Raw genomic sequence first — 12,497 nt, 5'->3', positions numbered from 1 at the left:
TGCATCATGGATAGTGAAGGTTATTTTGTACATGACCAGACATCGCAACAGTGCCGGGTTCGGATCAACGCCCATGAACCAGTTTTCGCCCCTTCGCAAACAGACCCGCCTGAGCGGACCCGAGAAATCGGCGATCCTGTTCCTGTGCCTGGGCGAAGTGCGCGGCGGCCAGCTCATGCAGCAACTCGATGTTCCCGAGATCCGCAAGATCACCCGGGCGATTTCGGCCATGGGCGAGGTGCAGGCCGAGGTGGTCGAGGAGGTGATGCGCGAGTTCGGCGAGAAGATGTCCAGCTATGGCGGCATTACCGGGTCGGTCGAGGCGGCGCGGGGTCTGCTCAAGGGGTTTCTGCCCGAAGACCGGGTGGCCGAGATCCTGGAAGAAATCGAGGGCAGCTCGACCGGAGATCTTTGGGGCGACCTGTCGCAGCTGGACGAAAAGGTTCTGGCCGACGTGCTGCGCAAGGAGCACAATCAGACTGTCGCGGTGATCCTGTCGCGCATTCGCGCCGATGCCGCCGCCAAGGTGTTACCGCTTTTGGGGCAGGAGCGGGCGGTGGACCTGGTCGAACGCATGGTGGCGATCGAAGAGCTGCCCGCCGATGCGCTGCGCAGCATCGAGGAAAGCCTGCGCCGCGAGGTTCTGGCCAAGGCCGGGCGGAATGCCGAGGCCGAGGCGGAAAAACAACTGGTCAACGTGTTCAACAAGCTGGACAGCAAGGTCTTCGAGGGGCTGTCGCGCGAGCTGGAGAAAAAGATCCCGGACAAGTTCCGGATGCTCAAGCAGAAGATGTTCGTGTTCAGCGATCTGATCGAGTTGAAGGCCGCGCCGCTGTCCAAGGTCATGCGCGAGGTGACGGGCAAGACCCTGCCGCTGGCGCTGCGCGGCGCTGAGCGGGACCTGCGCGACCATTTCCTGGCTTCGCTGCCGGCACGGTCCCGCGACATGCTGGAGGACGAGATGCGCGCGATGGGGCCGGTGCGGTCGCGCGATGTGAAACAGGCCCAGTCCGAGCTGGTCGAGGCGGCGCTGCGGCTCGCCTCGCAGGGCGAGATCGAGCTGCCCAGCGGCGACGACGAGGACATGATCGAATAGACCGGCGGCGGTTCAGCGATACAGCGAGTAGCCGGAGAAGGACACCGGCGCGATATCCCAGGTCACCTCGATGATGCCGGAACTCAGCGACGAGGAGCTTTGCAGGACGCTCAGTGCCGCGCTGGTGGCTGAAAACCCCTGCGGGTTGAGCGCCTCGGAAATGGCCACGTAACGGCCGATCAGTTTTTCCCGCTCGTCCGGATCGGCCAGTTTCCCGATGTCGAACCGCTCGGCCAGGATTTCAGCCTGTTTGTCCACCTCAAGGCCGGACATTGCCGAAGGCAGGTTCAGGGCGGTCTGAAAGAACTCGGTCAGGGTTTTGTTTTTGAGTACGTCGTACCAGGAGTTGATGTCGCCGGCCTGCTGGCGAAATTCCAGAACCCCGCCGACGATTTCATTCTGGTCGGCATAGCCGTTTTCATAGACCTGATCGAAATATCGCCCGACGACCTCATCCTGCCATGCGGCGCTGCTGAAATCGGGAACCTGCGCGCCGGCGCCGGTGGTGAAACCCAGCGCGGCGTGCAATTCGCCAAATCGTGAATCCGTCAGCCGGTTGACCAGCGAGGCATCATCGGTCGGATCGCTCTCCAGAACCTTGCGGATCATCCCCTTGCCAAAGATCTGATCCTCCAGGTCAAAGGCCCGCATCACAAAGCTGTAGACTTCATAATCCTCGATCAATTCCTTTGGCGAGGTGATCGAGGCGATCCGCTCGCGGAACCGTTCGGCGGCGCGGGCGTGCTGCGGTTCGCTCTGCAGGCTTTCCAGCTGACGCTCCCGCGTGCTGTCGATCAGTTTCAGCGCCAGCTGGCTGTTGAGACCGGAGATGCTCAGTACCATGATCCGTCCCCGCCCTATTCCGCGGCTTCGACGGTGTCATTGCGCGCGCGCAACAGCGTCAAGAGCTCGTCCTCGTAGCGCATCACCTCGCGCAGCGAGCGCATCGCCTTGTAATAATTGGCCGCCGACACGTGATTGGCCGCCTCGAAGATGTGCCCGGCGATCTGCTCGTTGAAGATCGGCACCAGTTCGGCCAGGCTTTTCTGGATCACCGGTCTCAGATCGTCGCGGATCTCGGGGCGCAGCAGGGCCGACTGGATGAAGAAATAGACCTTTTTCACCGGCGTGGCGGCATCCCCATCGTCCAGCAGGTCGACGCCACGCACCACGTCGGCGTAATTCTCGATGGTCAGCGTCTGGCGCCGGTCCGCGTTTCGGATCACACAGCCGTTGATCACGATCTTTTCATTCGGTTTCAGTGTCAGTCGCAGCGCCACCGGCTACTCCATCGCTTGCAGCGTGTTCCCATCCAGCGCGCGAATGATCGTTTGGTTGATTTCGATCAGCGGGCGCACCTTGTTCTGACCCAGAAGAACACCGCGCGTATGGGTGTCGACCCAGTGCGAAAGCGACAGCAGCCCGGCCCTCAGGTCCGGCGCAAGGGTGTTCCCCTCCTGCGCAAGGTCATGCTGGAATGCCAGCCAGACTTTCTGGTTCTGCCACAGGGCATCGCGCAGTCCGTTGGCCAGAAACGTCAGCCTGTCCAGTCCCCGTTCAGCGGCGTCGTATTCGGGTCCAAGCCGTTCCAGCTCCGACGTGGCGCGGGAAAGAACGCGACGCTCGATTTGCCGCGGCGACTCTGTCTCCGAGATCGTCCGCTTATATGCGGCTATGCTCATTCCGGATCTTCCAGATTATTTTTTTGTCTGCCTCGTCGTCACCGTACTCAAATCTGATGAAATCGCAAATAACTCTTATATCTTTGCCGGGAGATGGACGAAAATGTTGAAAGTGTTGCGTCTTTACCTGTCTGTCCCCGGCTCTGGCCCCGAGGTGGCCCCCAAGCTGGTCCCGGGGTCATGATGCGCCCGGACCGGCCAGGCGTCATCGTCACGAAAGGGTCAACTTGCCCGGATAGGCCCCCGGTGCAGTCTGGTATGGCGCCGGACATTTCAAAGCCCGCAGTCAGGGAGCACGCAATGAGCGATTTCGACAAGACCGAGTTGTCCGCCGATGAGTGGGATGAGCTGACCTTTCCGCGCCCGGCGGAAAACGATTTCGACCGCGTGGTCGAGCGCGCGATTTCGCGCCGCGGCTTTCTTGGCGGGGTGCTGACCTTCGGCTCGGGCGCCGCCGCGATGGGTGCCGGCCTGATCAGCGCCGCCCCGGCCCCGGCGCTGGCCGGCGGCGCGCGCTTTCCCTTCACGCCGATCCCGGCCCGGACCGACGGCACCGTTCATGTGCCCGAGGGCTATAGCTGGCAGGTGGTGGCGCGCTGGGGCGATCCGCTGTTCTCGGACGCCGATCTCTATGACGTGACCGATGGCGGCCCGGTCGCCAAGTCCGACCGCGTGTTCGGCGAGAATACCGACGGCATGGAGAGTTTCAGCTACCGCGGTCATCAGCTGATTGCGGTCAACCACGAATTCGCCAACCGCAAGGTCAACCTGCCCGCGGCGCAGGGCGGCACCCCGGCCGACGCCGGTGACGTGCGCAAGCTGCAGAACCTGCAGGGCGTGACGGTGATGGAAATCGCTCAGGGGCTTACCGGCTGGGCCGTGGTCAAGGACAGCCCGTTCAACCGCCGCATCCACCACAACACGCCGATCCGGGTGGTTGGACCCGCCGCCGGTCATCCGCTGCTGCGGACCGAGGCCGATCCGACCGGCACGCTGGTGCTGGGCACGATCAACAACTGCGGGTCGGGCAGGACGCCCTGGGGCACCTATCTGACCTGCGAAGAGAATTTCAACAGTTATTTCGGCATGACCGTCCCGGCAGAACCGGCGGCAGAGAAACCGGCCGAAGGCACCGCCGCGGTAGCCGCCGAACCGGCCCGACCGACGCCGGAACAGGCGCGCTACGGCATCGGCCCCGAGGATTGGGGCTATGACTACTACAAGTGGGACGCGCGGTTCGATGTCTCGACCACCCCGAACGAGCCGAACCGCTTTGGATGGGTGGTCGAGATCGACCCGGCCGATCCCAACGCCATACCGGTCAAGCATACCGGCCTGGGTCGGTTCAAACACGAGAATGCCGAGGTGACCCTGGCCGCCGACGGCCGCGTGGTGGTCTATATGGGCGACGATGAGCGGGGCGAATTCCTGTATAAATTCGTCTCCAACGGCATCTATGCGCCGGGTGCCCCGACCGGGGGGCTGCTGGACGACGGTACGCTCTATGCCGCGCGGTTCAACGACGACCAGACCGGCGAATGGCTGCCGCTGACGCCCGGGACCACCGGGATGGACCTGCCCGGGATCTGCATCCACACCCGCATCGCCGCCTCGGCGGTGGGGGCCACCACCATGGACCGTCCCGAATGGGTCTCGATCAATCCTTTCGCGGGCGAGGTCTATTGCAGCCTGACCAACAACAAGAACCGCGGCGTCAAACCGAACGCCGGCGGCGACGCGACCCCGGTCAACGGCCCCAACCCGCGCGAGACCAACCGCTATGGCCAGATCGTGCGCTGGCGGCCCCGGGGCGGCGATCACGCCGCCGAGCGGTTCGATTGGGATCTTTACGTGATGGCCGGCAACCCGACCGTGTATCAAGATTCCTATGCCGGCTCGGCCAACATCAACGCGGGCAACCTCTTCAACTCGCCCGACGGCATGGCGCTGGACAGCAGCGGCATGGTCTGGATCCAGACCGACGGCAAGGACAGCAACGCGGGCGATTTTGCCGGGATGGGCAACAACCAGATGCTGGCGGGCGATCCGGTGAGTGGCGAGATCGTGCGCTTTCTTACCGGGCCGAAGGGGTGCGAAGTGACCGGACTGACCTGGTCCGGCGACCGCCGCACGATGTTCGTGGGCATCCAGCACCCGGGCGGAAGCTGGCCCGACGGATCGGGGCTGCCGCGCTCGTCGCTGATCGCGATCAGGCGGCGGGACAACGGCCTGGTCGGCTGACAAACCGGACAGGAGCAAAAAGGGCACGCCCCTGTGGCGCCCCTCTCCCGTCGCCGCCTGCCCGTCGCCGCGTGCCCGGGTCGCCTGCCCGGGCCGCGTTTTCGGCCCGGTGCCGCCTCTGGCGGATGGACAGATCCGGGCGCGCGGAATATCTCTGGGCGCATGACATGGGATCAGGAACTCGACGCAAGCGGCCTGTTGTGCCCGCTGCCGGTGCTCAAGGCGCGCAAGCGGCTCAAGGGAATGGCGCAGGGCCAGGTTCTGCGCCTGGTCGCCACCGACCCTGCGGCGGTGGTGGACGTGCCGCATTACTGCAATGAATCCGGCAACCTGCTGCTGGGCAGCGGGCAGGAGGGCGAGGCGCAGATCTATCTGATCGAGCGCCGCTGACCCGTCAGACCAGCCCGAATGAGGCGTAGGGGATGAACCGCACCGGCGTGCCGGGCGTGACCTCCAGCGCGCCGTCGGGCAGCTCCACCAGCCCGGTCGCCCAGCTCAGCCCGCTGATCCGGCCGGAACCCTCGGATCTGAACACCTCGGCGGCGCCCTCGTCGGTCAGACGGGCGCGCAGGAACTCCCGCCGCCCCGGTTTCTTGGTCTTGGAAAACGCCGCCGGCACGGTGAAGCCCTGCGGGCGCTGCCAGCCGGCGCCGGCCATCAGCGACAGCGCGGGCCGGGCGAAGACCAGCGCGCAGACCAGCGCCGCGACCGGGTTGCCGGGCAGGCCGAAAACCGGCGTCCCCTGCCACATGGCAAGCGCCAGCGGGCGGCCGGGTTTCACCGCGATGCGCCAGCTCGACAGGGAACCCTTGCGGCGCAGCAGGGATGAGACATGGTCCTCGTCCCCCGCCGAGGCGCCGCCCGAGGTCAGGATCACGTCCGCTTTCGCGGCCCCCTCGTTCAGGCGCTCCTCTATCTGCGCCGGGTCGTCCCGCACATGGCCCAGATCCACCGCCTCGCAGCCCCAGCCACGCGCCAGCGCCAGCAGCATGGGGCGGTTGGCATCCCAGATCTGATGCGGCGCGGCGGGCAGGGCGGCGCCGGGCACGATCTCGTCCCCGGTGGACATCACACCCACCCGCAGCGGGCGGAACACCTCGACCGCGCCGATCCCCAGCGCCGACAGAAGCGCCAGGTCGGGCGCGCGCAACCGATGGCCGGCCGGCAGCGCCTGGGCGCCCTCGGTGACGTCCTCGCCCGCCTTGCGGGTGTTGGCGCCGGGCTTCACCGGGCCGTCGAAGACCACCGCCACGCCATCGGTCGCGGTGTCCTCCTCCAGCACCACGGTATCCACGCCCTCGGGCAGGATCGCGCCGGTCAGGATGCGGATCGCGGCGCCCTTCGGTACCTTGTCCTCATAGGGCTGGCCGGCGGCGGCGCGGCCCTTGACCAGCGGCAGGCGCTGCGGACCCGCGCCGGTGGCGGCATGGGCAAAACCATAGCCATCGACGGCGGAATTCGGGCGCGGCGGGTTCGAGCGGCGCGCGATGCACCCGGCGGAGAGGATACGCCCCTCGGCCAGCTCGGTGGGCAGGGTCTGGTCCCCGGTCACCGGGTGCAGCGCCGCGCGCAGTTTTTCAAGCGCCTCGTCCACCGGCACCCAGCTGACCCCTTGCGGCATGGCGAAACAGTCGTTGCGCAGGCGTGGCGGGGTGAGCGCCGGCGCGGCCGCCGCGCGCGCGGCGGCCTCAAGGACGGCCTCATGGCCCAGCCCGAGGATCCAGCCCTCCTCCGGGTCGCCCTCGCGCGTCATCGCATCGAGATGCGCGGGCTCCAGCGCCCGCAGCGCACCGGCCAGCACGCGGACCTGTGCGCGGTCGCGGATCTCCTCCGGTTCGGCCAGATCGGCGACGGTTTTCGCGATCAGCGAGGGAAAGACCTCGACCAGCGTGACAGGGGTTTCGCGCGTCTCAAACGGCCGTACCGACAGCGCCGCGCCGAACCGCGCACGCAGGGCCTGAAGCCGGGCAATGCCCAGCAGCGCCTGCGATCCGACCGAGCCCGCGCCCGCCAGTTTCCACACCGGCTGTGCCCCCGGCGCACCGTCGCAACCGCGCCTCTCGGCAAAGGGGTTGGCATAATCCGCCTTGGTGCGCGGCAGATCGGGGATATCGCGGCCAAGGGTGTTGCCCCAGAACGGGCCGTTGCCGGCAAAGCGGCGATTGATCTCCGCCGCCGCATCGAGCCGGTTGTTGGCGTTGTCGGCGCCGTCCTTGATCCGCGCCGCGATCTCGGCCCAGAGCGCGAGCGGATCGCCGGTGCCCGTCAGCGCACCGGCGAAACCGCGCGGATAGGCAAAGGGAAAATCGAACCCGGCCAGCACCCTCCGCCCGGCGGCAATCTCGGCCTCGAACAGGGCGCACAGGGCCTCGGTCGCCGCATCGCGGGTGCGTTGATAGCTGGCCTCAATCCCGCCGCCACGGGCGACGCCGATCCAGATCGAATCCTTTGACGGCCGCGCCGGCGAGGGCGTGGACGCGCCCGACCAGTCGGTGACGACAACGGTGTCGAAGCTCACAGCCCGACCTCCCGCAGAATGAAATCGGCGATCGCCCCGGTGTCGTCGAGATCGAAGACGGGCAGGGCGCAGCCCGGCTGCGGGCGGTCGGCAGCGACCGCGCGGACGGTGGGGGTGTCAGCGGCCAGCATGGGTTTGCCGGTCTCCGCCCGGTGCGCCTCGATCTTCGGGTGAGTGTCTCGCTTGAAACCCTCGACCAACACCAGATCGACCGGCGAGAGCCGCGCCAGCAATTCCTCCAGCGGCGGTTCCTTGGCGCCGCGCAGCTCATGCATCAGCGCCCAGCGGTTGGGCGAGGCCAGCATCACCTCGTGCGCGCCGGCCTCGCGGTGGCGGTGGCTGTCGCGGCCGGGTTGGTCCACATCGGTGCTGTGATGGGCGTGCTTCACGGTGGAAACGGTGATCCCGCGCCCGGTGATCTCGGCGACCAGCCGTTCCATCAGCCCGGTCTTGCCCGCGTTCTTCCAGCCGGTGACGCCGTAGATCCTCACAATGCCTCCAGCAGGCGCTCGGCCTCGGTGATGTCCTCGGGGCTGTTGACGTTGAAGAACGGATCGAAGGGATGCGCGGGAAACTCGGCCAGCCCGGCCTGATGCGCATCGGTCCACAGCACGATCTTGCGCAGCCCGCCCGCCAGCGCGGCGCGCAAATCCTCGCGCAGGGCCACCGGCCAGAGGCCGAAGGTCGGTTGACGCCAGAGCTTGCCGGCCTCGTCGCGCGAGCCGGCCAGCGCCAGCCCCTCGGGGCCCGCCGCCGCGCGCAGACGGGCAACAAGGTCGCGGGGGAAAAACGGCGTGTCGGCGGCGGCGGTGACGATGGCGTCAAACCCTTCGGCGGCGGCCCAGTCGAGCCCGGCCAGAACCCCCGCCAGCGGGCCGGGATGATCGGGCAGGCTGTCGGGCAGCACCGGCAGGGCAAACTCGGCGAACCGCCCGGGCGGGCCGTTTGCGTTGATCGCAAGGGCCGCGCATTGCGGGGAAAGCCGCGCGATCACATGGTCGATCAGGCGCCGGCCGCCGACCGCGCGCAGCCCCTTGTCGCCGCCGCCCATTCTGGTGGCCTTGCCGCCGGCCAGGATGACGCCGGGAACATCGCTCATGCCTCCGCCCCTTTGCGCCGGTGTTTCGCGGGCTCCTCCGGCACCTGCCCGGGGTCGACGTCGCGCGCCAACCGCTCCTCGCCCGACAGGCAGACGAACCGTTGCCCACGCATCCGGCCGATCAGGGTCAGGCCGACCTGGCGGGCGATCTCCACCCCCCAGGCGGTGAAGCCCGAGCGCGAGGCAAGCACCGGGATGCCCATCAGCGCGGTCTTGATCACCATCTCAGAGGTCAGCCGCCCGGTGGTGTAAAGGATCTTGTCCTGCGCGCCGACGCCATGGCGGAACATGAAGCCCGCGATCTTGTCTACCGCGTTGTGGCGGCCGACATCCTCCATATAGACCAGCGGCCGGTCCTGCTGGCAGAGCACGGTGCCATGGATCGCCCCCGCTTCGAGATAGAGGGAGGGGGTGGTGTTGATCTCCTTCGCCAGGGCGTAGAGCCAGCTCGTGCGCACCTCCGCCTGCGGCAGGGTCAGCCCCTCCAGCCCCTCCATCATATCGCCGAAGACGGTGCCGACCGCGCAGCCGCTGGTGCGGGTCTTCTTCTGCACCTTTTCCTCATAGGAGGTCTGCCGCGTGGTGCGCACCACCACGGTCTCGATCTCGTCGTCGTAATCGACGCCGGTCACCTCGTCATCGGGCCGCAGCATGCCCTGATTGCGCAGGAATCCCAGCGCCAGGTATTCGGGATGATCGCCGATCGTCATGGCGGTGACGATCTCCTGCCGGTTCAGGTAGATGGTCAGCGGACGCTCCTCGACCACCGAGATTTCGGCCGCGGCGCCGGTGTGATCGGTGCCGGCGATCCGCCGCGTCAGCCTGGGGTCGGACGGATCGGGCAGAAGGGGAAGGTCGGGCAGCGTCACGGGCAACGTCACGGGGGCGGCTCCTTTTCGGGGCGGGGTCTCTTTCCTGCTCGGCGGGCATCTTGTATGCCGGACTGACGAGTTGCAAGGGGCGCGCGATGCTGGGCTACGTGGTGGCGGACGGGCAGGGGGCCGCGGATCTGGTGATCCGCGAGGTGGCCGACCGGCTGCGCGCCGAGGGCGTGCAACTGGCAGGCGCCGTGCAGGTCAACAAAGATACCGACCCCGACCGGAAATGCGAGATGGATCTGCACGTCCTGTCACGGGACGCGGTGGTGCGGATCAGTCAGAACCTCGGCGCCTTGTCGCGCGGCTGCCGGCTGGACCCCGACGGGCTGGAACGCGCGGTGGGGCTGGTGGCCCAGGCGCTGGCCGAGGGGCCGGACCTGCTGATCGTCAACAAATACGGCAAGCAGGAGATCGACGGCCGCGGGTTCCGTCCCCTGATCGGCGAGGCGCTGGCCATGGGCATCCCGGTTCTGACCGCGGTCAACCGCGGCAACGTGGAACAATTCCTCGCCTTTGCCGAGGATCTGGCCGAGGCGCTTCCCGGCGACGCGCAGGTGGTTTTCGACTGGTGCATGGCGCAGCGAACCCTGACCGCCGGCTGATCCGCCCCGGGCTGGACAAATTGTCCCCACGCTTTGCGCCGAACCCTCAATTTGTCCGTTTCGATGCGCCGCGGCACATGTAATCTGCCGTGGGGAACGACGGAACACTTTGTAATGAATGATATTCTTCAGGGATTGGCGCGCGCGGCCAAATTGGTGGTGACGCTGAATGCCGACCTTGTGGAGATCACTCTGCTGTCGTTGCAGGTCAGCCTCGGCGCGGCGGTGATCGGCTCGGCCATAGGGCTGCCGCTGGGGGCCTGGCTGGCGATCAACCGCTTCCCGGCCCGCCGCACGGTGATCGCGCTGCTGAACGCGCTGATGGGACTGCCGCCGGTGGTGGTCGGCCTCATTGTTTATGTCCTGTTTTCCCGCTCCGGGCCGCTGGGGGTGCTGGGGCTGCTGTTCACGCCGACGGCCATGGTGATCGCGCAGGTCATCATCATCACGCCGATCATCGCCTCGGTGGCGCATCAGGCCATCCGCGAGCTTTGGGCCGATTACCACGATCTGCTGATCTCGCTCGAGGCGCGCCGCCACCAACGCATCGCAACGCTGCTCTGGGACGGACGGCGGGCGCTGATGACCGCCTCGCTTGCCGGTTTCGGCCGCGGCATCGGTGAGGTGGGGGCGATCATGATCGTCGGCGGCAATATCGACCACGCCACCCGCGTGCTGACCACCGCCATCGCGCTGGAGACGGGAAAGGGCGAGTTCGACATGGCGCTGGCGCTGGGCTTTGTGCTGATCGGGCTGGCCATCGCGGTCAATCTGGCGCTGCACATCCTGTCGCGCACCGAGAGGGGGTCGAGATGGTGAATGCGATGGTCGCGCTGGACAGGGTCGAGCTGCGCCGCGGCGGGCGGGTCATCGTCGGGCCGATCTCGCTGCGTCTGGGCGGCGAGGGCATCACCATGGCGATGGGTCCGAACGGCGCCGGCAAGACCACGCTGCTGCGCGCGCTGCACGGGCTGGAGCGGGTCTCGTCCGGGCAAATCCACTGGGACGAGGACGCCCGGGCCCTGCGCGAAAGACAGGCCTTTGTGTTCCAGACCCCGATCCTGATGCGCCGCTCGGTGCTGGACAGCATCGCCTATCCGCTGCGGCTGCGGGGGGTGCGGCGGGGCGCCGCGCGCGAGCGGGCGGCGGAGTGCGCCGAAAACGTCGGCCTGCGGGTCAGCCTCAGAAAGGACGTGAGCACCCTGTCGGGCGGCGAGAAGCAGAAGATGGCCCTCGCCCGCGCGCTGATCATGGATCCGGCGCTGCTGTTCCTGGATGAACCCTCGGCCAATCTCGACGGCCGCTCGACCCGCGAGATCGAAGAGATACTCGACCATTTCCGCGCCCGTGGCACGCGGATCGTGATGTCGACCCACGATATCGGGCAGGCCAGGCGTCTGGCCGACGACGTGGTGTTTATGCATCACGGGCATCTCGTCGAACAGGCCCCCAGCGCGGCCTTTTTCGACGCGCCGCAAAGCCAGCAAGCCAAAGCATATCTACAGGGAGACATCGTGATATGACGTTCAGGACCATTCTTTCCGCGGCTTTTGCCGCGGTACTCGCCGTCGCCGCCCAGGCCGAGGACATGAAGATGTCGGTGACGACCTCCTTCGCCAATTCCGGCCTTGCCGACGTGCTGCTGCCCGAGATCAAGAAGGACACCGGCATCAACGTGCAACTGCTCATCGTCGGCACCGGTCAGGCGCTCAAGCTCGGCGCGCAGGGCGACGTCGACGCCGTTCTGGTCCATGCCAAGGCGGCCGAGCTGGCCTGGCTCGCCGAGGGCAACGGAACCCACCGCCGCGAGATCATGTATAACGATTTCATCCTCGTCGGCCCCTCGGACGATCCCGCCGCGGCCGGTTCGGCGGCACAGGCGACCGAGGCGCTGTCCGCCATCGCCGGGGCGCAGGCCCCCTTTGTCAGCCGCGGCGACAACAGCGGCACCCACAAGATGGAGCTGCGCCTGTGGAAGGCGGCCGGGATCGAGCCGCAGGGCGACTGGTACCGCGCTGTCGGTCAGGGCATGGGCGCGGCGCTGAACACCGCGTCCGGCATGAACGCCTATATCATGTCGGATCGCGCGAGCTGGCTGAAATTCGCCAACAAGGGCGATCTGAAACTGGTCTACGAGGGCGACCCGATCCTGTTCAATCAATACGCCTACATGCCGGTGAACCCCGAGAAACATTCCCATGCGAAAATCGAGCAGGCCAACGCGCTCGAGGCCTGGCTGGTCAGCGACCGCGCGCGGGAGCTGATCGACGGCTACACGCTGAACGGCGAAAAGCTGTTCACCTTTAACGCCAAGGCCGAGTGATCCGGGATCTTTCCGTCAAGGGGCGCGCGCCGGATCCCGGCGGGCGCCCTTTTCAATT

Annotated in this window: 14 protein-coding genes; 7 read left to right on the top strand and 7 right to left on the bottom strand. The window is 67.0% G+C overall.

Translation table 11 applies throughout. The annotated features are described in order from the left end of the window. Positions 1–73: 73 nt before the first annotated feature. Positions 74–1,096, top strand: coding sequence for a flagellar motor switch protein FliG (locus E1832_RS07205; RefSeq protein ID WP_133359062.1), 1,023 nt, complete (start codon positions 74–76; stop codon positions 1,094–1,096). 12 nt (positions 1,097–1,108) lie between these two features. Here the strand turns inward: E1832_RS07205 and E1832_RS07200 are convergent, their stop codons facing one another. Genes E1832_RS07200 through E1832_RS07190 form a run of 3 tightly spaced genes read right to left on the bottom strand, consistent with a single transcriptional unit; the run spans position 1,109 to position 2,778 of the window. Next, on the bottom strand, positions 1,109–1,939 hold the full coding sequence (locus tag E1832_RS07200; protein ID WP_133359061.1) for a DUF1217 domain-containing protein: 831 nt from the start codon (positions 1,937–1,939) through the stop codon (positions 1,109–1,111). Between the two features lie 14 nt (positions 1,940–1,953). Further along, complete coding sequence (locus E1832_RS07195; protein WP_133359060.1) at positions 1,954–2,376, bottom strand: flagellar biosynthesis repressor FlbT; 423 nt, start codon at positions 2,374–2,376, stop codon at positions 1,954–1,956. A gap of 3 nt (positions 2,377–2,379) precedes the next feature. Continuing rightward, the gene (locus E1832_RS07190; protein WP_133359059.1) at positions 2,380–2,778 is read right to left on the bottom strand and encodes a flagellar biosynthesis regulator FlaF; all 399 of its coding nucleotides are present in this window, start codon (positions 2,776–2,778) and stop codon (positions 2,380–2,382) included. A 300-nt stretch (positions 2,779–3,078) separates the two neighbouring features. Between E1832_RS07190 and E1832_RS07185 the strand changes: the two genes are divergently transcribed. Both E1832_RS07185 and E1832_RS07180 read left to right on the top strand, forming a co-directional pair. Then, positions 3,079–5,019 (top strand): PhoX family protein, encoded by a 1,941-nt coding sequence (locus E1832_RS07185; protein WP_133359058.1) that lies wholly within the window; start codon positions 3,079–3,081, stop codon positions 5,017–5,019. A gap of 162 nt (positions 5,020–5,181) precedes the next feature. Next, positions 5,182–5,409 (top strand): sulfurtransferase TusA family protein, encoded by a 228-nt coding sequence (locus E1832_RS07180; protein WP_133359057.1) that lies wholly within the window; start codon positions 5,182–5,184, stop codon positions 5,407–5,409. Positions 5,410–5,413: 4 nt separating this feature from the next. Here E1832_RS07180 and E1832_RS07175 read toward each other — a convergent pair whose 3' ends face one another. Genes E1832_RS07175 through E1832_RS07160 form a run of 4 tightly spaced genes read right to left on the bottom strand, consistent with a single transcriptional unit; the run spans position 5,414 to position 9,517 of the window. Then, entirely contained in the window at positions 5,414–7,537 is a 2,124-nt protein-coding gene (locus E1832_RS07175; protein ID WP_133359056.1) for a molybdopterin-binding protein, read from the bottom strand. After that, complete coding sequence (gene mobB, locus E1832_RS07170; RefSeq protein ID WP_133359055.1) at positions 7,534–8,028, bottom strand: molybdopterin-guanine dinucleotide biosynthesis protein B; 495 nt, start codon at positions 8,026–8,028, stop codon at positions 7,534–7,536. Before mobB ends, E1832_RS07175 begins: the two co-directional genes overlap by 4 nt. Further along, on the bottom strand, positions 8,025–8,636 hold the full coding sequence (gene mobA, locus E1832_RS07165) for a molybdenum cofactor guanylyltransferase MobA (RefSeq protein WP_133359054.1): 612 nt from the start codon (positions 8,634–8,636) through the stop codon (positions 8,025–8,027). Before mobA ends, mobB begins: the two co-directional genes overlap by 4 nt. Then, positions 8,633–9,517, bottom strand: a complete 885-nt coding sequence (locus E1832_RS07160) for a formate dehydrogenase accessory sulfurtransferase FdhD (RefSeq protein ID WP_133359053.1) — start codon at positions 9,515–9,517, stop codon at positions 8,633–8,635. The genes mobA and E1832_RS07160 overlap by 4 nt, the downstream gene beginning before the upstream one ends. Positions 9,518–9,603: 86 nt before the next feature. Here E1832_RS07160 and E1832_RS07155 point away from each other — a divergent pair, with 86 nt between their 5' ends. The 4 genes from E1832_RS07155 to E1832_RS07140 all read left to right on the top strand — a co-directional run bounded on the left by E1832_RS07155 (position 9,604) and on the right by E1832_RS07140 (position 12,439). Further along, complete coding sequence (locus tag E1832_RS07155; protein WP_133359052.1) at positions 9,604–10,116, top strand: DUF2478 domain-containing protein; 513 nt, start codon at positions 9,604–9,606, stop codon at positions 10,114–10,116. A gap of 114 nt (positions 10,117–10,230) precedes the next feature. Continuing rightward, complete coding sequence (locus E1832_RS07150) at positions 10,231–10,935, top strand: ABC transporter permease (protein ID WP_133359051.1); 705 nt, start codon at positions 10,231–10,233, stop codon at positions 10,933–10,935. Further along, entirely contained in the window at positions 10,929–11,639 is a 711-nt protein-coding gene (locus E1832_RS07145; RefSeq protein WP_133359050.1) for an ATP-binding cassette domain-containing protein, read from the top strand. The genes E1832_RS07150 and E1832_RS07145 overlap by 7 nt, the downstream gene beginning before the upstream one ends. Continuing rightward, positions 11,636–12,439 (top strand): ABC transporter substrate-binding protein, encoded by an 804-nt coding sequence (locus E1832_RS07140; RefSeq protein ID WP_133359049.1) that lies wholly within the window; start codon positions 11,636–11,638, stop codon positions 12,437–12,439. The genes E1832_RS07145 and E1832_RS07140 overlap by 4 nt, the downstream gene beginning before the upstream one ends. Positions 12,440–12,497: the final 58 nt, after the last annotated feature.

This window comes from Antarcticimicrobium luteum, assembly GCF_004358185.1.
In the GTDB taxonomy this organism is placed as follows: Bacteria; Pseudomonadota; Alphaproteobacteria; order Rhodobacterales; family Rhodobacteraceae; genus Antarcticimicrobium; species Antarcticimicrobium luteum.
Note: the sequence above shows the minus strand (reverse complement) of the source record. Positions and strands in the feature narration are given on the sequence as shown.

Coding starts and splice junctions, on each gene's coding strand:
- E1832_RS07180 (WP_133359057.1), top strand. CDS start 5,182: ATGACATGGGATCAGGAACTCGACGCAAGCGGCCTGTTGTGCCCGCTG.
- E1832_RS07145 (WP_133359050.1), top strand. CDS start 10,929: ATGGTGAATGCGATGGTCGCGCTGGACAGGGTCGAGCTGCGCCGCGGC.
- E1832_RS07150 (WP_133359051.1), top strand. CDS start 10,231: ATGAATGATATTCTTCAGGGATTGGCGCGCGCGGCCAAATTGGTGGTG.
- E1832_RS07200 (WP_133359061.1), bottom strand. CDS start 1,939: ATGGTACTGAGCATCTCCGGTCTCAACAGCCAGCTGGCGCTGAAACTG.
- E1832_RS07190 (WP_133359059.1), bottom strand. CDS start 2,778: ATGAGCATAGCCGCATATAAGCGGACGATCTCGGAGACAGAGTCGCCG.
- mobA (WP_133359054.1), bottom strand. CDS start 8,636: ATGAGCGATGTTCCCGGCGTCATCCTGGCCGGCGGCAAGGCCACCAGA.
- E1832_RS07205 (WP_133359062.1), top strand. CDS start 74: ATGAACCAGTTTTCGCCCCTTCGCAAACAGACCCGCCTGAGCGGACCC.
- E1832_RS07155 (WP_133359052.1), top strand. CDS start 9,604: ATGCTGGGCTACGTGGTGGCGGACGGGCAGGGGGCCGCGGATCTGGTG.
- E1832_RS07185 (WP_133359058.1), top strand. CDS start 3,079: ATGAGCGATTTCGACAAGACCGAGTTGTCCGCCGATGAGTGGGATGAG.
- E1832_RS07140 (WP_133359049.1), top strand. CDS start 11,636: ATGACGTTCAGGACCATTCTTTCCGCGGCTTTTGCCGCGGTACTCGCC.